The 19,102-nt window shown below is 64.0% G+C and carries 18 protein-coding genes; 16 read left to right on the top strand and 2 right to left on the bottom strand.

Translation table 11 applies throughout. From position 1 onward, the window contains the following. The first annotated feature begins 27 nt into the window (after positions 1-27). The 3 genes from gvpA to ACOZ4I_RS10100 all read left to right on the top strand — a co-directional run bounded on the left by gvpA (position 28) and on the right by ACOZ4I_RS10100 (position 1,581). Positions 28-309, top strand: coding sequence for a gas vesicle protein GvpA (gvpA, locus tag ACOZ4I_RS10110; RefSeq protein WP_423999109.1), 282 nt, complete (start codon positions 28-30; stop codon positions 307-309). Positions 310-332: 23 nt separating this feature from the next. Further along, positions 333-845 (top strand): gas vesicle protein GvpO, halophile-type, encoded by a 513-nt coding sequence (gvpO, locus tag ACOZ4I_RS10105; protein WP_423999107.1) that lies wholly within the window; start codon positions 333-335, stop codon positions 843-845. A gap of 79 nt (positions 846-924) precedes the next feature. Beyond that, positions 925-1,581: a helix-turn-helix domain-containing protein gene (locus ACOZ4I_RS10100; protein ID WP_423999105.1), complete on the top strand. Its 657-nt coding sequence runs from the start codon at positions 925-927 to the stop codon at positions 1,579-1,581. 38 nt (positions 1,582-1,619) lie between these two features. On the opposite strand, the gene ACOZ4I_RS10095 is transcribed toward ACOZ4I_RS10100, so the two are convergent. Further along, positions 1,620-2,162, bottom strand: coding sequence for a hypothetical protein (locus tag ACOZ4I_RS10095; protein WP_423999103.1), 543 nt, complete (start codon positions 2,160-2,162; stop codon positions 1,620-1,622). Positions 2,163-2,483: 321 nt separating this feature from the next. Here ACOZ4I_RS10095 and ACOZ4I_RS10090 point away from each other — a divergent pair, with 321 nt between their 5' ends. From ACOZ4I_RS10090 to ACOZ4I_RS10055, 8 genes are all read left to right on the top strand, one after another. Then, the gene (locus ACOZ4I_RS10090; protein WP_423999101.1) at positions 2,484-3,335 is read left to right on the top strand and encodes a formate/nitrite transporter family protein; all 852 of its coding nucleotides are present in this window, start codon (positions 2,484-2,486) and stop codon (positions 3,333-3,335) included. 896 nt (positions 3,336-4,231) lie between these two features. Further along, positions 4,232-5,095, top strand: a complete 864-nt coding sequence (locus tag ACOZ4I_RS10085) for a fumarylacetoacetate hydrolase family protein (RefSeq protein WP_423999099.1) — start codon at positions 4,232-4,234, stop codon at positions 5,093-5,095. Positions 5,096-5,214: 119 nt separating this feature from the next. After that, positions 5,215-6,447 (top strand): mandelate racemase/muconate lactonizing enzyme family protein, encoded by a 1,233-nt coding sequence (locus tag ACOZ4I_RS10080; RefSeq protein ID WP_336339538.1) that lies wholly within the window; start codon positions 5,215-5,217, stop codon positions 6,445-6,447. 482 nt (positions 6,448-6,929) lie between these two features. Next, positions 6,930-8,273 (top strand): ABC transporter substrate-binding protein, encoded by a 1,344-nt coding sequence (locus ACOZ4I_RS10075; RefSeq protein WP_424004802.1) that lies wholly within the window; start codon positions 6,930-6,932, stop codon positions 8,271-8,273. 49 nt (positions 8,274-8,322) lie between these two features. After that, a complete protein-coding gene (locus ACOZ4I_RS10070) occupies positions 8,323-9,273 on the top strand; it encodes a carbohydrate ABC transporter permease (RefSeq protein ID WP_423999097.1) in 951 nt (316 codons plus the stop codon). Positions 9,274-9,275: 2 nt separating this feature from the next. Next, a complete protein-coding gene (locus tag ACOZ4I_RS10065) occupies positions 9,276-10,205 on the top strand; it encodes a carbohydrate ABC transporter permease (RefSeq protein ID WP_423999095.1) in 930 nt (309 codons plus the stop codon). Between the two features lie 2 nt (positions 10,206-10,207). After that, entirely contained in the window at positions 10,208-11,356 is a 1,149-nt protein-coding gene (locus ACOZ4I_RS10060; protein ID WP_423999093.1) for an ABC transporter ATP-binding protein, read from the top strand. Beyond that, positions 11,356-12,510: an ABC transporter ATP-binding protein gene (locus tag ACOZ4I_RS10055; protein ID WP_423999091.1), complete on the top strand. Its 1,155-nt coding sequence runs from the start codon at positions 11,356-11,358 to the stop codon at positions 12,508-12,510. The genes ACOZ4I_RS10060 and ACOZ4I_RS10055 overlap by 1 nt, the downstream gene beginning before the upstream one ends. 141 nt (positions 12,511-12,651) lie before the next feature. On the opposite strand, the gene ACOZ4I_RS10050 is transcribed toward ACOZ4I_RS10055, so the two are convergent. Further along, the gene (locus tag ACOZ4I_RS10050; RefSeq protein ID WP_423999089.1) at positions 12,652-13,425 is read right to left on the bottom strand and encodes an SDR family NAD(P)-dependent oxidoreductase; all 774 of its coding nucleotides are present in this window, start codon (positions 13,423-13,425) and stop codon (positions 12,652-12,654) included. Positions 13,426-13,516: 91 nt separating this feature from the next. On the opposite strand from ACOZ4I_RS10050, the gene ACOZ4I_RS10045 reads away from it, so the two are divergent. The 5 genes from ACOZ4I_RS10045 (at position 13,517) to moaA (ending at position 19,021) form a co-directional block, all read left to right on the top strand. Beyond that, on the top strand, positions 13,517-14,560 hold the full coding sequence (locus ACOZ4I_RS10045) for a zinc-dependent alcohol dehydrogenase (protein ID WP_423999087.1): 1,044 nt from the start codon (positions 13,517-13,519) through the stop codon (positions 14,558-14,560). Between the two features lie 90 nt (positions 14,561-14,650). After that, on the top strand, positions 14,651-15,415 hold the full coding sequence (locus ACOZ4I_RS10040; protein WP_423999085.1) for an IclR family transcriptional regulator: 765 nt from the start codon (positions 14,651-14,653) through the stop codon (positions 15,413-15,415). A gap of 359 nt (positions 15,416-15,774) precedes the next feature. Further along, positions 15,775-16,539 (top strand): IclR family transcriptional regulator, encoded by a 765-nt coding sequence (locus tag ACOZ4I_RS10035; RefSeq protein ID WP_423999083.1) that lies wholly within the window; start codon positions 15,775-15,777, stop codon positions 16,537-16,539. A 662-nt stretch (positions 16,540-17,201) separates the two neighbouring features. Beyond that, positions 17,202-17,804, top strand: a complete 603-nt coding sequence (gene mobA / locus ACOZ4I_RS10030) for a molybdenum cofactor guanylyltransferase (protein ID WP_423999081.1) — start codon at positions 17,202-17,204, stop codon at positions 17,802-17,804. Between the two features lie 128 nt (positions 17,805-17,932). After that, the gene (gene moaA / locus ACOZ4I_RS10025; protein WP_423999079.1) at positions 17,933-19,021 is read left to right on the top strand and encodes a GTP 3',8-cyclase MoaA; all 1,089 of its coding nucleotides are present in this window, start codon (positions 17,933-17,935) and stop codon (positions 19,019-19,021) included. Positions 19,022-19,102: the final 81 nt, after the last annotated feature.

Below are 19,102 nucleotides of genomic sequence, written 5' to 3'. Positions count from 1 at the left end.
AGGTGTGGTTCTCTCCTCGTGAGTGGTATGGCAAATCCCGATTCCAGTAGCCTGGCAGCAGTGCTCGACCGAATCCTCGACAAAGGGCTCGTCGTCGACATCTGGGCGCGAATCTCCGTCGTGGGTATCGAGATCCTCACGGTCGAGGCGCGCGTCGTCGCCGCCTCCGTCGACACGTTCCTCCACTACGCGGAGAACATCACGAAGATCGAGCAGGCGAGCCAGTCCGGCGACCTGGAGGAGATGAAAGACATCGAGATCGAGAAGCCCGCTCGCCCGGACAACTACCAGCAAGCGCCCTCCCAGTAACGCTCGGATGATAGCCTGAACCCATGTCACAAACAGATGCAGAGACCACCGACCAGTGTCGCGCGCTCACCAGCGAGGGCGACCGCTGTCAACACTCGGCACCCGACGGTACGTTCTGCCATCAGCACGACGAGTCCGATCCGACCGTCGACAGCGGTGACGAGGCGGCCGAGGGAGCCGATCGCGGCGAGGCTTCGTCCGAGACCGACGACTCGTCCGCGGACGGCGAATCGACTGGCGGAGACGAGGCGGACGCTATCAGCGACGTCGCACCGCTCGTCGAGATCCGTCGAAAAGCGGAGTCCGTCGCCGCGGAACTGATCGAGCGACCGCTCGACGGCGTCGTCGAGGCCTACGAGGACGACGACGAGTGGATCGCGGTCGTCGAAGTGGTCGAGCGACGCGCGGTCCCGGACACCCAGGACATCCTGGGCTGTTACGAACTCACCTTCGATAGCGACGGAACGGTGACCGGGTACCGTCGCCGCTCGCGATACCGCAGACTCGACACCGATCGACAGGAGGGATTCGAATGACGACACGCCAACCACTCCGACCGACGACGCATAGATACCGAACGGCGTTTTGGACCTGTTCGGAGGGGTGAGATAACGAATGGCGACAATCGTTACCGGAACGATCCCGGCCGAAGAGTTCGCCCTCGTCCACACGCTCGAGAAGGAACCGGACACCCGATTCGAGTGCGAGCGAATCATCAAGAGCGGCGAAGACGCGGTCATGCCGTTACTGTGGGCGCGCAACGTCGACCGCCTGGCCCTGGAAGACGCGTTCGATGGGGACTCGACCGTCGACAGGGTCAGACTGCTCGCCGACTTCGACGACGAGTACCTCTACCGGATGGACTGGGTGGACCACGTGCAGCTCCTGGTGGGGATGCTCACGAACGGCGAAGCGACGATCCTCGACGCGTACGGCAAACGAGAGGAGTGGTGTCTCCGGGTGATGTTCCCGACGCGGGACAAGTTCTCGGAGACGCACGACTTCTGTGCGGAGCACGGGCTCACGTTCGACATCGATTCGATTCGAGAGCTTGACGGTCAGCCGGCCGGCCGGTTCGGTCTCACCGAGGGGCAGTACGACGCGCTCGTGCTGGCGGCGAGAGAGGGGTACTATTCGGTGCCCCAGGAGCGGACACTCGAAGACCTCTCGGACGAACTCGGCATCACCCACCAGGCCCTCTCCGAGCGGCTCCACCGGGGCACCGAGGCGCTCGTCGAAGACACGCTCCTCGTCGGCACCGACTCGACGTGAGTGGAGCGGGCGAGTGTCGCGAAGACGCCGCTTCGCCGTCAGGACGACGAACCGTCCGGTGAGTCGGTCCCGTCCACCGCGCCGCTGTGATCGTCACCGCTCGCGTCCCGGATACCGGTCCCGTCCGCGCCGGCCTCCGCGGGGGCGTCACCGAGTTCCGAGTCGAACACGTCGCTGTCCCCGATCACCGGTTCGAGCGTCTCTCGTAGGGCAGGGCCGGGCAGAGTCTCTTCGTCGAGTTCGACGAGCCGCTCGGTGGCGGCGTTCACGTCGACGGTCTCGACGGCCACGCGGAACGTCTTGCTGGCGACACGACTCCCGACTTCGCTCCCGAGCGTCCGCTTGGCGAGCCCCCCGACACCCGTTCCGTCGATCATCCGGGACACGATAATGCGTCCGACGGGTCGACCGACCGCCTTCGTGAGGGCGTCGACGTCGACGGGGTTCTCGGCCGGCTCGTCGGCCAGGATCGCCTCGAAATCGACCGCGCTGAGGACCTCTTTGGCCACGTCGGCCGCAAAGACGAAATCGAGCGTTCGTTCGACGTGTTCGAGTCGCGCATCGACAGTGGAATCGCTCATTACGAGACACCAGAGGAGTGCCACGCGGATACTGCTGTGGCCTTCGAGTGCAACGCAGTCGCGGCCCGACCGGAACGCACCGGGACCGGGAAGCGTCCGCGGCGGGGTGACTGGCTTGCGCCTGCAACCACGGGAGGGTTGGCACCCGCGGGTGTACGTCCCTCCGATGCCGTCGACTCGCCCCGCCGTCATCGTTGCCTGCCGCGAAACGATCGGAGCGGCTGGAACGAACCCGCAGTGGTCCCGGCCGGACGCTGACTCGTCAGGACCGCGCACGCTCGCGACAGTGACAGGACCCTCGACCGAGGCGGGAGCGGACCGATGACGGACACCGGGTCGGAGGGGGTCGAGGATGTGGGGGCGGCGAGCGACACGCGAGCGGACCAGGAGAACATCCTCCGCGTGCAGATCCGTGAGGGACTGAGTGAACTCAACCGGCCCGCGGACAGTCTGGCGCTTTCCGGGCTCTCTGCGGGCCTGGACATCGGGTTCGGGCCCCTGCTGATGGCCGTCGTACTGACGGTGTCCGAATCCGCAGGAACCACGCCGCTCGTCGAGGAACTCGTCCTGGCGAACGCATACGCGATCGGGTTCGTCTTCGTGGTGCTCGGCCGGTCCGAACTCTTCACCGAACACACGACGCTGGCCGTGCTCCCGGTCCTCGACGGACGGGCGAGCCTCGGACAGCTCGCTCGCCTCTGGGGGATCGTCTACGGAGCGAACGTCGTCGGCGGCGCAGTGTTCGCGGCGATCGTCGTCTTCGTCGCCCCCGGCCTCGGCGTCGCCGACGCGAGCGCGTTCGTCGAGATCGCGACGTCGCTGACAGAACACAGGTGGCAGATTATCCTCGCGGCCGGGGTCCTGGCCGGCTGGCTCATGGGACTGCTCTCGTGGCTGGTCGCGGCGGCACAGGAGTCCGTGGCGCGCTTGCTGTTCGTCTGGATCATCGCCACCGCGATCGGCTTCGCACACCTCCCGCACAGCATCGCCGGCACGGTGGAAGTCCTCGCGGGCGTGTTCGTCTCCCCGTCGCTCACGGGACTGGATTTCCTCCGGTTCCTCGTCCCGGCCACGATCGGGAACGCGATCGGCGGCTCGATCTTCGTCGCCGTGTTGAAATACAGCCACGTCGTCCGCGGGAGTACGGTGCCGAACGGGACCGATACCGAGTGACGACCGCTCCCGCGGTGCACCTCGGCCGCGTTCGGCAGAGAGTAGTCCAGAACGATCAGCACACGTCGATAAGCAGAAGGTTGGATTGAATACGGCAATATAGTTCTGGCAGAGACATAGATAGTATGGTAGTAGGGGAATATACTGGTGGTATTGGAAATACAAATACGATTTGGCACAGATACACTCATAAACAGCTATCGAATGCACAAATAAGTGCGTAGTGGGAGTTTTTCTCATCAGTTCAAAAACCGTTTGAGGGGATTCAGGTGACAGGGACTTCTCAGAGGAGAGGGTTCGTGACTGCGCTGATCGGATTGGCCAGCCCGGCCGTGTTCGACACGCTGACACGGGCCCCCTGTCGACCAGCAACTCGTCGGGACCGGGCGATAGTATTATATAGTACCTCCTTCCCACACAGTCATTCCCGAAAACGGGGGATACGATCACGTTTGATGAAAGTGCGTTCGGTTATGTGGAACAATATCTGCTGAGTCCACGACCGCATCGATCGCATTCGCGGCGGCTCCGACCCGCGTCGTTATCCACCGCTCGGCCCCACAGTACGTGGTAACGGCGGCCCAGCCAGCGGGGGACAAAATAACTAATGTACGTCTGTCATCCAGCCCGTTCAACTATTCTGAACAGTGGTTCGGGTCACGGTCCTGTCGGTCGAAATAGGCGAAACCGGAGCCCAGGACGGCGAGAGCACACCACCGATCGGCGCTAGAGCGAGATCAACTCGGCGGTCGAACCGCTCGGACGGGACGAAACACGCGATTCACGACGTGAGCGGTAGATCGCGACGTCTCATCCCCCGAGAGCGAGAATGCACGCGAGCGAGGTTTACTGCCGGCAACACAATATTTTTGTATAATTATAGTCTGCTACTGTTTATGAGGTACTACCAGCTACGCGACGGCGATTCCCAGCGGTTAGCCGTGTCGGCGGGCGAGGACACCTACGATCTGACCAGCGCCAAATCACAGCTTCGGACCTTTCGTGATCTTCTCAGGGCGGCATCGATCGCCGACACCGGACCCGACGAAATCGCGTCGAGACACTTCGCCGCCGCGGAGACGATCTCCACCGAGGAACTGGAAGCCGACACCGCAGACCCCGTCACCGCCGACGAGGTGTGGGCCGCGGGCGTCACATACCAGATCAGCGAAGAGGCCCGCAAGGACGAGAGCGATATGCCGGAGATGTATCTCAACGTCTACGACGCCGAGCGACCGGAGATCTTCTTCAAGTCGACGCCCAATCGAACCGTCGGTCCCGACGAAGACGTCGGCATTCGCGCGGACTCCGAGTGGGACGTTCCCGAACCCGAACTCGGGATCGTGCTCTACGAGGGCGACATCGTCGGCTACACCATCGGCAACGACATGAGCAGCCGGTCGATCGAGGGCGAGAACCCGCTGTATCTCCCCCAGGCGAAGGTGTACGACCGCTGTTGCTCCGTCGGGCCGACGGTCGTCACCGACATCGAGGACCCCCACTCCCTGACGCTCTCGATGACGATCCACCGGGACGGCGAGTGTCTGTACAGCGACGAGACGAACACGAGCGAGATGGACCGCACCTGCGAGGAACTCGTCTCGACGTACACCGCCCACAACGCCGTCCCGGAACTGTCCGTGCTGCTCACCGGGACGTGTCTCGTCCCCGACGACGACTTCACCCTGCAGGAGGGCGACGAAGTCGCGATCAGCATCGAGTCGATCGGCACGCTCAAGAACACCGTCACGGTCGTCTAATCCGGTCGGACACTGCGTTTTCGCCGAGGTTCGAGTGGCTACGATTGCCAGCGGTGCGGCCGTGAACACGGCCTGACCCGGAACTGTTTTTATCGTGGACGGAGAGTTTCGGGTGACGCATGAGCTACGCAGACCTACGAGACCCGAATGCAGAGTACACCATGCGCGACCTCTCGGCGGAGACCATGGGACTCACAGACTCCCGCGGCGAGCGGCGCGACGTGGAGATTACGGACGTACAGACGGTCATCGTCGACGGGAACTACCCCTGGACGCTCGTCCGCGTGTACACTGACGCCGGCGTCGCCGGCAACGGCGAGGCCTACTGGGGCGGCGCGATCCCGGAGATCATCGAGCGACTGAAGCCGTTCGTCGTCGGCGAGAACCCGCTGGACATCGACCGCCTCTACGAGCACATGGTCCAGAAGATGTCCGGCGAGGGCTCCGTCGCCGGCAAGGACATCGCGGCCATCTCCGGCATCGAACTGGCCCTGCACGACGTCGCCGGGAAGATCCTCGACGTGCCGGCCTACCAGCTGCTGGGCGGCAAGTACCGCGACGAGGTCCGGACCTACTGTGACTGCCACACCGAGGAGGAGGCCGACCCCGAGGCCTGCGCCGACGAGGCAGAGCGCGTCGTCGACGAACTGGGCTACGACGCCCTGAAGTTCGACCTCGACGTGCCGAGCGGCCACGAGAAGGACCGCGCGAACCGCCACCTCCGCCAGCCGGAGATCGAGCACAAGGCCGAGATCGTCAAGCGGGTCACCGAGCGCGTCGGCGACAAGGCCGACGCTGCCTTCGACTGCCACTGGGCCTTCGCCAGCGGGAGCGCCAAGCGCCTGGCACGGGAACTCGAACAGTACGACGTGTGGTGGCTCGAGGACCCCGTCCCGCCGGAGAACCACGACGTCCAGCGCGAGGTCACGCAGTCCACGGGGACGCCCATCGCGGTCGGCGAGAACGTCTACCGGACCCACGGCCAGCGCAACCTGATCACGGACCAGGCCGTCGACATCATCGCCCCCGACTGCCCGAAGGTCGGCGGCATGCGCGAGACGGCGAAGATCGCCACGCTCGCGGACATGTTCTACGTGCCCGTCGCGATGCACAACGTCTCCTCGCCCATCGGGACGATGGCCTCCGCTCAGGTCGGCGCGGCCATCCCGAACGCGCTCGCCGTCGAGTACCACTCCTACGAACTCGGCTGGTGGGAGGACCTGGTCGAGCAGGACGACCTCATCCAGGACGGTTACATGCCCATCCCCGAGGAGCCGGGCCTGGGCCTCACGCTCGACTTCGACGCCGTCGAGGAGCACCTCGCCGACGGTCAGGAACTGTTCGACGAGTGAGCGGGTCGGCACCGATGCGGTAGCGATTCGAGACGCCGCACCGGCCCCTCTCTATCGACAGTCCCGTCGCGCACGGCTGCGGCTCGTCGGTCTGGGTCGCTCGACCCACCGTTCTGACGCCGGCGCGAACGTGGTGCCGTCGCTGTAGCGACCGGTCACGCGGAGAGCCGTGCCGCTCTGTTCTCGTCGGCGCGGGAGCCGACTGTTTTGCCGGTCTCGATCGAGTCCTGTCACGAGCGATATTATTTATTACTCCGAGCGCGCGCCAACGCACGCACTGCGCCACACTGCCCCACAACCCATTATTTCGGCACCCCTTCTGAATTCACAAACCGTGAAACGGCCGTACTCGTGTTGGAGATGCTGAATAAATCCATTATCTACCATAAAGATCCGGTAGATTTATTTGTATGTCCCTCTCTTCTGGATACTGTATGGCTGATAATGACAGACCAGACGTGAGCACGGACCGGCGAAAGTACATGGCGGCCCTCGGCGCGGGGATCGCTGCAGGTGTGGCCGGTTGTTCTGGTGGCGACGGCGGTGACGGTGGAAGCACGAGCTCCGGCGACGGAAGCAGTGACGGAAGCGACGGAAGCGGTGGCGACGGTGAAAGCACGAGCTCCGACGGCGGCAGTGGCAGCCAGTGGGACACGCAGCTTGAAGTCCTCCACGGCTGGGCCGGTGGGGACGGTGAGGCCGCGATTAACGCCCTCATCGACGCGTTCAAGGAAGAGTACCCCGACATGCCGACGAAGTTCCAGGCTGTCGGTGCGAGCGCGAACGTCAACCTGAACGCGACAATCCTTCGGCGGATGGTCAACGGGAACCCGATGAGTTCCTTCGCCAACTGGCCGGGTAACAACCTCGAGCGCTACCGCGGCAACCTGATGGACCTCGAAGCTGACGTGTGGGAGGCAGAAGGGTACAAGGACGTGATGCAGGACCGCGCCGTCGAGCTCTGTACGTTCAACGACCAGATTCCGGCCGTGCCGCTTGGCTCGCACCGGATGAACAACCTGTTCTACAACATCTCGGCGTTCGAAGAGGCCGGTGTCGACCCCGAGAGCCTCACCGACATGCCGTCCCTGATGGACGCACTCGACGCGATCAAGTCCGAGACGGACATCGCGCCGATGGGCCAGGCGATGGTCGCGCCGTGGACGGTGCTCCAGCTGTGGGCGCAGGTCCTGCAGAGCCAGGCCGGCGTCGACGCCTACATGAACTTCATCGAGGGCAACGGCGACCGACAGGCCCTCGTCGACTCGCTCGAACTCGTCAAGGAGATCCAGCAGAACTACATCACCAACGACGCGTCCACGTCCAGCTTCACGGACATGGGCGGGAAGATGATCGCCGGCGAGGTCGCCTGTATGCACCAGGGTAACTGGCTCGCCGGCCAGTTCCGTACCGACGACTCGTTCAACTTCGGGGAGCACTGGGACTGGATTCCGTTCCCGGGCACCGAGGGTACCTACGGGTACCACATCGACGCGATCGTCGCGCCCGCGAACAACCCGAGCAAGGACGAGACCATCGCGTGGGAGAAGTTCGTTGGCACGACGGACGCCCAGGTGGCGTTCAACAACCTCAAGGGCTCCGTGCCGCTTCGCACGGACGTCGACTCCAGCCAGCTCGGTGACTTCATCGCGCTGACCTACGAGGACCTCACCAGCTCCGACCGATACCCGCCGACCATCGCCCACGGGCTTGCGGTCACGCCCGAGCAGATGGGTAACTGCAAGACGGCGATGAGCGAGAACATGATGGGTCCGTACGACGTCGAGGCCGCCGCCGACGCGCTGCTGAGCGCCGTCTCGAACTAAGTTGCCCTGACCGGCACCTTTACTTGTTAGCATACAACCAATTCAATCTATGGGTACCACAGACACAACAGAATCAACGACACCGGCTACGGAGGAGGTCGGCTGGGAGACCAAGGTACGGTACTTCCTCAACAACGACCTCGTCCGGTCGTCGCCGTACTGGGGGATTCCGTTCCTCCTCATGGGGATCGCCGTCTACGGCGGGATCGGGTTCAACACCGCGATCTCGCTGACGGACGCGCGGGGGCTGCAGTCGCCGGATTACAGTAACCTGGACTTCGAGATGTACACCCAGGTGTTCGAGAGCAGCGCGTTTTTGAGCGCTGCACAGAACAACCTCGTACTGCTGGTCGTGTTTACCACGGTCTGTCTGTTACTGGGGCTGTTTCTGGCCGTCCTGCTGGATCAGGGCATCCGACACGAGAACACCGTCCAGACGATCTACCTGTTGCCGATGGCACTGTCGTTCGTCATCACGGCGCAGGTGTGGCTCTGGCTATACAACTACGACGTGGGGCTGATGAACATCATCACCAGGGGGATCGGCATCGGGCCGATCGACTGGATCGGGAATCCATCGATCGCGCTCGGATCGGTGATTTTCGCGCTCATCTGGCAGTTCAGCGGCTACACGATGGTCGTATATCTCGCCGGCCTGCGGTCGCTGCCCGACGATCAGTTCGAGGCGGCGCGGGTCGACGGCGCGAGCACGCTCACGACCTACATCAAGATCATCATTCCGCAGCTCAAGGAGGCGTCGGTCAGTGCGGCCGTCGTCCTGATGGTGTTCGCGCTCAAAGCGTTCACCTTCCTGTACTCGCTCACCGGTCGCTACCGGCCGCCGAACGGGACCGACATCCTGGCGACGCTGATGGTCCGCCAGGCGTTCAAGCTCGGTAAGTGGGCGTACTCGGCTGCCATCGCCACGTACCTCCTCATCCTGGCGCTGGGTGTCATCGCACCGTACCTCTACTACCAGTACAGACAGGGGAGCCTCTGACAATGGCAGGTTCATCATCAGACCAGACGTTCGACGTGGCATCGCTCGTCGAGGACTTCGATCTCAACCGGATCGGGCAGTACGTCCTCGTCATCATGTTCATCGGGTTCTTCCTCGCACCGCTCGAGACGGGGATCATGACGGCGTTCAAGACGAACCGCGCCGTCGCTGAGACGATCCCGCTCATGCCGCCGCTCGGCGAGGGCTTCACGCTCGACAACATGACGTTCGCGCTGAACGCGCTCTCGGGCGCGTTCTTCAACTCTCTGTTCATGGCGATCCCGGCGACCATCGGGAGCGTCCTGTTCGGGAGTATGGCCGCCTACGGCCTCACGATGGTCGACTGGCGCGGTCAGATGGGGATGCTCGTGTTGTTCCTCATCGGTATCTTCCTGCCGTACCAGGCTGTTCTGGTCCCGCTCGCGCGGTTCTGGAACAACATCTTCCCGCTCGCGGCGATGGTCCAACCGCTGTTCGTCGCGGTTCCCTTCCTGCAGGACTACCACGCGAACCTCGTGCCGCTGATCATCACGCACATCGCCTACGGGATCCCGATCTGTACGATCCTGTTCCGGTCGTACTACCAGGGACTGCCCTCGTCGTACGTCGAGGCAGCAAAGATCGACGGCGCGTCGATCACGAAGATCTACCGCCGGATCATCCTGCCGATCTCGAAGCCGATGTTCGGCGTGGTGTTCATCTACCAGTTCACCCAGATCTACAACGAGTTCCTGTTCGCGTTCACGCTCATCACTGGCTCGGACACGCCCGAGGCGGTCGTGACGCTGATCCTGCCGGCCGTCGGGGCGTCGACGTCCGGGATCGACTTCGGTATCCGGATGTCCGCGGCGTTCCTCGCGGCGCTGCCGACGCTGATCATCTACGTGGCGTTCGCTGAACAGTTCGCTGAAGGCCTGAAATCTGGAGGATAACAATGGGACGAATCGAAATATCGAATCTGACGAAGCGGTTCGGCGACACCACGGCAGTCGAGGATCTGTCGCTCGACATCCCCGACAGCGAGTTCCTCGTGCTCGTCGGGCCCTCGGGCTGTGGCAAGTCCACGACGCTGCGCTGTATCGCGGGACTGGAGACCGCCTCCGAGGGGAGCATCTACATCGGCGGCGAGCACATGAACTACCGCGTGCCCCAGAACCGGGACATCGCGATGGTGTTCCAGGACTACGCGCTGTACCCCCACATGACCGTCCGGGAGAACGTCCGGTTCGGGCTGGAAGAGGAACCGGGGTACACGAGCGAGGAACGAGACGCCCGCGTCGAGGAGATCGCCGATCTGCTCAGCATCTCCGACCTGCTCGACCGCCGGCCCGGAGAGCTCTCCGGTGGCCAGCAACAGCGCGTCGCGCTGGGTCGCGCCATCGTCCGGGACCCCGAAGTGTTCCTGATGGACGAGCCGCTCAGCAACCTTGACGCGAAACTGCGCGCGGAGATGCGCACCGAACTCCAGCAGCTCCAGCATCGCTTCGACGTGACGACGGTGTACGTGACGCACAACCAGACGGAGGCGATGACGATGTCCGATCGCATCGCCGTGATGAACGACGGGACCCTCCAGCAGGTCGGCGAACCGCTGGAGCTGTACCACGCGCCGGCAAACCGGTTCGTGGCCGGGTTCATCGGCGAGCCCGCCATGAACTTCGTCGAGGGGACCAACGAGAACGGCACGTTCGTCGGAACGTACATCGAGTACCCGTTCGACGAACCGATCAGAGAGAACGTCGGCGGCGTCGAGGACGTGGTCCTCGGCGTCCGGCCGGAGGACATCAACCTCCGGCGGTTCCCGGAGGACGGGTCGGGCTCGCTCGCCGATCACGAGTTCCAGATGACCGTCTCCGTCGTGGAGCCCCACGGCGACCAGAACGTGATCCACCTGCGTCACCCGGACGATACGGGCGGTGACGAACTGCTGCACGCGGTCACGTCCGGGACGACCGTCGTCGACGCTGGGACCGACGTGGTCGTTTCGATCGACCCCGGTGCGGTCCACGTCTTCGAGACGGCGACCGGCGACGCCTTGCACAACAGGCGTCTCGAAACCGAGCTGGAGGTGCGAAACGTATAATGTCCAGTCTGACACTCGATCACGTGACGAAGGTGTATCAGGACGACGAGGAGGAGGTCGTCGCAGTCGACGACGTGTCGGTCGAGATCGAGGACGAAGAGTTCCTCGTGCTCGTCGGGCCCTCGGGCTGTGGCAAGTCCACGACGCTGCGGATGATCGCCGGTCTGGAGACGATCACCGAGGGCGAGATTCGCCTCGGCGACCGCGTCATCAACGACGTGGACACGCAGGACCGCGACATCGCGATGGTGTTCCAGTCCTACGCGCTGTACCCGCACCTCTCGGCCCGGCGGAATATCTCCTTCGGGCTGGAGCAGTCGACGGACCTGCCCGACAGCGACATTCAGGAGCGCGTCGAGGAGGTCGCGTCGATGATGGGCATCTCCGACCTGCTCGACCGAAAGCCGGGTCAGCTCTCGGGCGGCCAGCAACAGCGCGTGGCGCTCGGTCGCGCCATCGTCCGGGACCCCGAACTGTTCCTGATGGACGAGCCGCTCAGCAACCTCGACGCGAAGCTGCGCGCGGAGATGCGCACCGAGCTCCAGCAGCTCCAGCGCCAGCTCGGCGTGACGACGGTGTACGTCACGCACGACCAGACGGAGGCGATGACGATGTCCGACCGCATCGCCGTCATCGACCAGGGCGAACTCCAGCAGGTCGGCGAGCCGCTGGAGCTGTATCACGAGCCGAACAACCTCTTCGTCGCGGAGTTCATCGGCGAGCCGTCGATGAACTTCTTCAACGGTCGCTACGAGGGCTCGGCGTTCGTCCACGACCACTTCGAGTACCCGTTCGGTCCGCAGATCAACGACGACGTCGGCGAGGCGTCGGACATCGTCCTCGGCGTCCGGCCGGAGGAAGTCGTCGTCCTCGACGACGCGGCGGTCGGGGACGACCCCGACCACGAGTACGAGATGGACGTGACCGTCGTGGAGCCGATGGGCGACCAGAACGTCGTCCACCTCTCGTTCCCGGGGACCGACGACATGTCCGAGGATATGGTCGCGGTCACCTCGGGACTGCGCGAGGTCGCCGAGGGATCGCGGGCGACGATCCGCATCCCCGAAGACACGGTCCACGTCTTCGACAACCGGACCGGTGACGCGCTGCACGACCGCCAGCTCGACCTCTCCGCGCAGACGCTGCGCCTCTGAGGACGACCCGGCACGCTCGACATTCGCCGCTGTCCGTTTTCCCGTTCTCTCGGCGCTCACCGCTCTTTCGATACCGACCACTAGTTTCGTACGATGGAGCGCCGGCTGGCGGTGACAGAGACGGAAAACGGAAAGACCCGTTCAGAAGGTGCTGTCCGCGAAGCCGCCGTCGACGGTGAGCACTTCACCGGTGACGTACGAGGAGGCGTCGCTCGCGAGGAAGATCGCCGCGCCGACGATCTCCTCGCGCTCGGCGACGCGCCCGAGCGGACAGCGATCGTCGATGCGCTCGCGCTTCTCGGTGCCCTCGGCGTAGGTGTCTGCGTTCTGGGGCGTGATGACGTATCCGGGCGCGATGGCGTTGACGCGCACGTCGGGTGACAGTTCCTTCGCGGAGACGCGCGTGAACGCCTCGACCCCGCCCTTCGCGGCAGAGTAGGCGGGGAGGTTCGACATCGCCAGCCGAGCGGCGAGCGACGAGATGTTGACGATCGAGCCGCCCTCGTCCATCGCGGGCGCGAACGCCTGTGTGACCTTGCGGACACCGTCCAGGGCCACGTCGGTGACGAAGTCCCAGTCGTCGTCGTCGATGCCGAGGACGGACTTGCGGGAGATCGCGCCCTGCGAAGCGACGACCACGTCGACGCCGCCGAACGCGTCGACGGCCGCCTCGCGGACCGCTTCGAGCGAGTCCGCGTCGGTCACGTCGCAGGTGACGCGGGCGGTGTTCGCCCCGCGCTCCTCGATGGCGTCGGCCGTCTCGTCGACAGCGTCCTCGCTCCGACTGGTAGCGATGACGTCCGCCCCTTCGGTGGCGAACCCGAGCGCGATTGCCTGTCCGATGCCGCTGGTCCCGCCGACGACCACGGCGCGCTTGTCACTGACCGTTACCGGCGTGTGTTCGTAGGAAACCATATGCAATTCGACGGAGGGTTCGTATATTACGCTTGTGGACCGTTCGGCGCGATTCCATAGAATTATACGGACCGGTGAACACGATATAGACATGCGTGGATTAGCCAAGGTTAGCCGTACCAGCGGCGCGATGGAGTTCGTCGACAGAGAGCGGCCGGAGCCGGCTCCCGACGAGGCGGTCGTCGAAGTCGATTACGCCGGTCTCTGTGGCAGCGACGCGGGTATCTACGAGTTCGAATCGGCCTTCGAGCGGATGAACCTGCCGACCGTCATCGGCCACGAGTACGCCGGCCGCATCGTCGAGGCCGGCGACGCCGTCACGAAGTTCGAGGTCGGCGACCGCGTCGTCGAGCGCCCGATCCGCGGCTGTGGCGACTGCTACCAGTGTGAGATCGGATCGCCGAACGTCTGCCAGAACGCGGTCATCACCGGCGTCGACCACGACGGCGCGTACGAGCAGTTCGTCGCCGTCCCCGAGCGGGCCCTGCACCCGGTCCCGGACTCCGTCGAACAGCAACACGCGGCTGTCGTCGAACCGACGAGCATCGCCGCGCGCGCCGTCATCGAAAACTCCCGAGTCTCCCCCGGCGACCGCGTCCTCGTCGAGGGGCCGGGCCCGATCGGCCAGCTGACGGCCCAGATCGCCAGCGCCCAGGGCGGAACCGTCACCGTCTCCGGCGTCGGCCCCGACGCGGAATACCGCCTCCCGCTCGCCGAGGAGTTCGGCTTCGAGACGATCAACGTCGCCGAGGACGACTTCGAGGCGCGCCGCGCGGAGCAGACCGACGGCATCGGCTACGACGTGGTCTTCGACACCACGGGCCACCCTTCGGGTCTCCCGTCGGCGGTCGACGCCGTCCGGAAGGGCGGACAGATCGTGCTGGTCGGCCAGACGGGCGAGACGACGATGGAGTACTCGCCGCTGGTCCGCTCGGAGATCGATCTTCAGTGTTCCTACGCGTCGATGTACGAGGACTTCGAACGCTCGCTGCGACTGATCGACAGCGGCGATGTGGATTGCGAGACGTTCGTCGACGACCGCTTCTCGCTCGAAACCGCGGACGAGGCCTTCGAGGCGTTCATCGCCGGCGAGACGTGCAAGCCGGTGTTCGACGTGTCGCAAATCTGGGACTGAAGTCGAGCGACGGAGCAGTCCCGGCCGATCGCCTCTCTAACCAAAAATCGTTATATATTGTTGGCTGTGAAGTGACGAGCACTGATTTGCATGGCGAGATCTGAGAGACCAGCGGTCAAGTCGGTCGGCACGGCGTTCGTGATCCTCGACGCACTGAAGGGGCTAGACGGCGCGGGACTGTCTGAGTTGGCGCGACACCTCGACATTCCGAAGAGCACCGTCCACAACTATCTCAGTACTCTCAGACAGGAGCAGTATGTCACGAAATCGGGAGACAGGTATCGGGTCGGACTCCGATTTCTCGAACTGGGTGCCTACTCGAGACACCGCGAGGAACTCTTTCGAATCGCGAAACCGGACGTGGACCGACTCGCTGCCGAAACCGGTGAACTCGCCAACGTCCTGGTGGAAGAACACGGCAGAGGGATCTACCTCTATCGGGCGCGTGGTGCAGATGCCGTCACGGTGAAAGCCCACGTCGGCACGCGGATTCCCCTGCACACCTCCGCGCTCGGGAAGGCCATCCTGGCCCAGCTGCCGGAGGAGCGCGTCGACGAAATCGTCGACCGTCACGGCCTGGGCGGGCCGACGGCCCAGTCCATCGACACCCGCGACGCTCTCGACGCGTCGCTCGAAGCGGTCCGCGACCGCGGTGTGGCCTTCGACGACGAGGAGCGCCTCGACGGCCTCCGCTGTGTGGCCGCGCCAGTCCTGGCCAACGACGGTCGTGTGCTCGGCGCGATCAGCGTCGCCGGCCCGACGAACCGGTTGCGCGGCGAGCGCTTCAGCGAGGAGCTCCCCCAGAAGGTGCTGGAAACCGCCAACGTGATCGAACTGAACGTGACGCACTCCTGAGAGAGCCGTTCACCGCGTTTCGACCGGCGTCTGTCTCGGATATGTGTTCCATAAAATGGAACGGATGTTTACTACGATCTCTCGGAAACTGGATGAGGAGAACGAACGCCGAGCGCGGAGTCAGGTACAGAGCGCCCGAAGCCGCCGTTCGGGATCGCAGAGACCGAGCCACCGCGCTCGCAGTGATCGAGTAGCTCGGAAACCGCCACGGTTCGTTCAGGTCACCTGAACTCCCTGCATCGGCCACCTGCAGCAATCCTTACCGGGGTCGCTTCGACTGCGAACTTTCACACTCCCGTCCCGGACTCGTCCCATATGGGTGAACAACTGTTTAGTAGTAGAGCCCCCATATGTCTGCTATGGCCAACACCGCCCGGAATCCGGTAAAGTCCGTGGAGACCACGTTCAAGGTCCTCAACGCCCTCCGTGACCTGGACGGCGCAGGGGTCACCGAACTGGCACAGCACCTCGACGTGCCCAAGAGCACGATTCACAACTATCTCAGTACGCTCGAACAGGAGGAGTACGTAGTGAAGCACGACGGCGTCTACGAGGTTGGCCTCCGGTTCCTGGAACTCGGCGCGTACGCGCGCCACCACCGGAAACTGTTCAGGATCGCGAAGCCGGAAGTCGATCGCCTGGCCGAAGAGACGGGTGAACTGGCGAACATCCTCGTCGAGGAACACGGCCGCGGCTCGTACCTCTACCGGGCCAGGGGGGACAAAGCGGTCCGGGTCAAGGCCCACGTCGGCACGCGGGTCCCGTTGCACACGACGGCGCTCGGGAAGGCGATCCTGGCCCACTTACCGACGGAGCGCGTCGACGAAATCGTCGACCGTCACGGCCTCGGCGGCGAACCGCCGAAGGCGATCGAAACCCGCGAGGAACTGGCCGACGCGCTTGCCGACGTTCGCGACCGCGGTGTGGCCTTCGACGACGAGGAGCGACTCGAAGGCCTCCGCTGTGTGGCTGCCCCGGTTCTCAACCACGACCACGAGGTTATCGGCGCGATCAGCGTTTCCGGCCCGACGAACCGGTTCCGCGGCGAGCGCTTCCGCGAGGAACTCGCACAGAAGGTCCTCGAAGTGGCGAACGTGATCGAACTGAACGTCACCTATTCGTGACACGGCTGTTCAGTATTAGCGAACGCGGTGGGTGCGGCGAATCGCGATCTGCCGAACGCGCAGTAGACGTTCCAGTCATGGTTTATAATGTTGATTCGGATCCGAGTACCCATGTGGTCCGCTTCGGAACCGATCGTCCGCGATACTCCTACGCCTTCGGATACGTTCACTTTTCTCCCCAGAGATCGGGTGTGTGACTGGTTATCTTTCCTATTTATTCTGAAAGACCGAGTTATTCGAGCGTCGTGAGTAGGGATTGATAGGTGTCTGTGTGTTCATCAATATGGAACAGATTCCTACACTGCTGGCCGAGTGGTCAGGTCGATGCGACCAAGCGCGAGTGCGATCTTGCATAACACAGGTACACCTGTTATTATGGCACTTTGCGGCCTTCTGTATACGTCTTTGCCGTAGTAGTGATTGAAAAATCGAGATATGAAAATCGAATTTCTATAATGATCCCATATATCGAAGATTTTGATATGTTATTTCGATTCAGGACTCTAATATTCGATTTTTAGATTCTAATATCCAACAACTATCTCCGAAATTGCACGAATAGACGGCCGCAGGCGATGTTCGCGCGGGGCCGACTCGGGAGTTCACCGTTCGGCGATCGGTTTCGCGAAGGACCTATCTACCGTGTGCGACAAGGAGGGGATATGCGAACTGGCGTCGTCGTTGCTGGAGGTCGCTCGACGCGCTTCGGTGGTGGCGACAAGGCGGTCGCCGATCTCGCGGGGACACCGATGATCCGTCGCGTCGCCGACCGACTCGACGACGCAGTGGACGCGCTCGTCGTCAACTGTCGCGAGGATCAGGTCCCGTCCATCGAGGTCGCGCTCGAGGGACTCGACGACGTGACGTTCGCCACCGACGAGCGGCCGGACGAGGGTCCCGTCGCCGGCGTCGCCGCGGGTCTCGACGCCGTCGAGAGCGAGTACGCCGTCGTCGTCGCCTGCGACATGCCGCTGGTCGATCCATCGTTCGTCACCTACCTGTTCGAGCGGGCTCGCGGACGCGACGCCGCGGTCCCCCAGCCGGACGAGTGGCTCCAGCCGGCACAGGCGGTCTACCGGACCGAACCGACACTGGCGGCCTGTCGGAGCGCGCTGGATCGGGGAGAGCGCCGACTCCGGGACGTGGTGGCGGAACTGGAACACGCCGTCGTCGAGCGCGAGGAGATCCGTCGACACGGTTCACTCGCGTCGCTGGAGAACGTCAATACGCCAGCGGAACTGGACGCGGTCGCGACGCGATTGTGAGCGCGCGGTCGCGTTTGTGACAGTGTTGTCGCGCGTGTCCCGATCGCCACACGTCGCCACAATCGACCGGGTCGTATTGTTACATTCACGCCATTTAAGGCGCTGTGCTGTGAACCCGTACCAAGGAAATGCTCGAGGACGACTTCGGCCGCGAGGTGACGGGGGTACGCGTCTCACTCACCGACCGGTGTAACTTCGATTGCGTCTACTGCCACAACGAAGGACTCGGGGACACGCGCGGGCCGATGGAGCCGCAAGACGACGAACTCCCGGCGGACACCGTCGTCGCCTTTCTCGAAGTCGCGGCCGAGTTCGGGGTCGACTCGGTGAAGTTTACGGGCGGGGAGCCGATGCTGCGCGAGGACTTAGAGGACATCGTCCGTCGCGCACCGGACGAGATGGAGGTCTCGATGACGACCAACGGGACCTTCCTCCCCGGTCGCGCACCGGCCCTCGTCGACGCCGGCCTCGAACGAGTCAACGTCTCCCAGGACGCGCTCGACGCCGACGCGTTCGCGGAACTGACACAGAGCGGGGCCTACGACCGCGTCCTCGAAGGCGTCGAGGCGGCACTGGACGCCGGACTGGCCCCGGTGAAGCTCAACATGGTCGTCTTCGAGCCAACCGCGGGCTACGTCCCGAAGATGGTCGACCACGTCGCCGAGAACCCCGGCCTCCAGCTCCAGCTCATCGAGTACATGCCCGAACTGGCCGGCAACCCGGAGTGGGCAATCGACATCCAGCGCGTCCACGACTGGCTCGAAGACCGCGCCGACCGCGTCGAACATCGTGAGATGCACGACCGCAAGCGCTACTGGATCCACAGCGCCAGCGACGCCGACGCGGAGACGGCTTCCCGAACCGGGACCTCGCTCGCGGCTTCGGACGGCGGCGTCCGGACGCCGCCCGTCGACGCACAGAACAGCGGCATGGTCGAAATCGTCGACCCAGTCGGCAACGCGGACTTCTGTGCCAACTGCCACCGCGTCCGCCTGACCCACGACGGCTACCTCAAGGGCTGTCTGAACCGAAACGACGACCTCAGGGACATCGGCGACACCAAGGCGTCGATGCGGGCGGCGTTCCGCGAGACGGTCGACACGCGGGTCCCCTACTACGGCGAGTACCTCGTCGAAACCGACGACGGCGAGTGGGAGCGCAACGACGCGTACGTCGACACCGACGGGGACCGCGACCCCTACGAGTACTCCGAGTAGTCGCCTCGCGCCCGCCGAGAGACGCGGGCGAACTCGAACCTGCCCATAGACGCTTGTATCGGGAGCACCAACGTAGACCAG

The organism is Haloarcula salina (assembly GCF_049603855.1).
In the GTDB taxonomy this organism is placed as follows: domain Archaea; phylum Halobacteriota; class Halobacteria; order Halobacteriales; family Haloarculaceae; genus Haloarcula; species Haloarcula salina_A.
Note: the sequence above shows the minus strand (reverse complement) of the source record. Positions and strands in the feature narration are given on the sequence as shown.

Bases quoted from the DNA above. Each gene is read 5' to 3' on its own strand.
- gvpA (WP_423999109.1), top strand. From the start codon at position 28: ATGGCAAATCCCGATTCCAGTAGCCTGGCAGCAGTGCTCGACCGAATC.
- gvpO (WP_423999107.1), top strand. From the start codon at position 333: ATGTCACAAACAGATGCAGAGACCACCGACCAGTGTCGCGCGCTCACC.
- ACOZ4I_RS10100 (WP_423999105.1), top strand. From the start codon at position 925: ATGGCGACAATCGTTACCGGAACGATCCCGGCCGAAGAGTTCGCCCTC.
- ACOZ4I_RS10095 (WP_423999103.1), bottom strand. From the start codon at position 2,162: ATGAGCGATTCCACTGTCGATGCGCGACTCGAACACGTCGAACGAACG.
- ACOZ4I_RS10090 (WP_423999101.1), top strand. From the start codon at position 2,484: ATGACGGACACCGGGTCGGAGGGGGTCGAGGATGTGGGGGCGGCGAGC.
- ACOZ4I_RS10085 (WP_423999099.1), top strand. From the start codon at position 4,232: ATGAGGTACTACCAGCTACGCGACGGCGATTCCCAGCGGTTAGCCGTG.
- ACOZ4I_RS10080 (WP_336339538.1), top strand. From the start codon at position 5,215: ATGAGCTACGCAGACCTACGAGACCCGAATGCAGAGTACACCATGCGC.
- ACOZ4I_RS10075 (WP_424004802.1), top strand. From the start codon at position 6,930: ATGGCGGCCCTCGGCGCGGGGATCGCTGCAGGTGTGGCCGGTTGTTCT.
- ACOZ4I_RS10070 (WP_423999097.1), top strand. From the start codon at position 8,323: ATGGGTACCACAGACACAACAGAATCAACGACACCGGCTACGGAGGAG.
- ACOZ4I_RS10065 (WP_423999095.1), top strand. From the start codon at position 9,276: ATGGCAGGTTCATCATCAGACCAGACGTTCGACGTGGCATCGCTCGTC.
- ACOZ4I_RS10060 (WP_423999093.1), top strand. From the start codon at position 10,208: ATGGGACGAATCGAAATATCGAATCTGACGAAGCGGTTCGGCGACACC.
- ACOZ4I_RS10055 (WP_423999091.1), top strand. From the start codon at position 11,356: ATGTCCAGTCTGACACTCGATCACGTGACGAAGGTGTATCAGGACGAC.
- ACOZ4I_RS10050 (WP_423999089.1), bottom strand. From the start codon at position 13,425: ATGGTTTCCTACGAACACACGCCGGTAACGGTCAGTGACAAGCGCGCC.
- ACOZ4I_RS10045 (WP_423999087.1), top strand. From the start codon at position 13,517: ATGCGTGGATTAGCCAAGGTTAGCCGTACCAGCGGCGCGATGGAGTTC.
- ACOZ4I_RS10040 (WP_423999085.1), top strand. From the start codon at position 14,651: ATGGCGAGATCTGAGAGACCAGCGGTCAAGTCGGTCGGCACGGCGTTC.
- ACOZ4I_RS10035 (WP_423999083.1), top strand. From the start codon at position 15,775: ATGGCCAACACCGCCCGGAATCCGGTAAAGTCCGTGGAGACCACGTTC.
- mobA (WP_423999081.1), top strand. From the start codon at position 17,202: ATGCGAACTGGCGTCGTCGTTGCTGGAGGTCGCTCGACGCGCTTCGGT.
- moaA (WP_423999079.1), top strand. From the start codon at position 17,933: ATGCTCGAGGACGACTTCGGCCGCGAGGTGACGGGGGTACGCGTCTCA.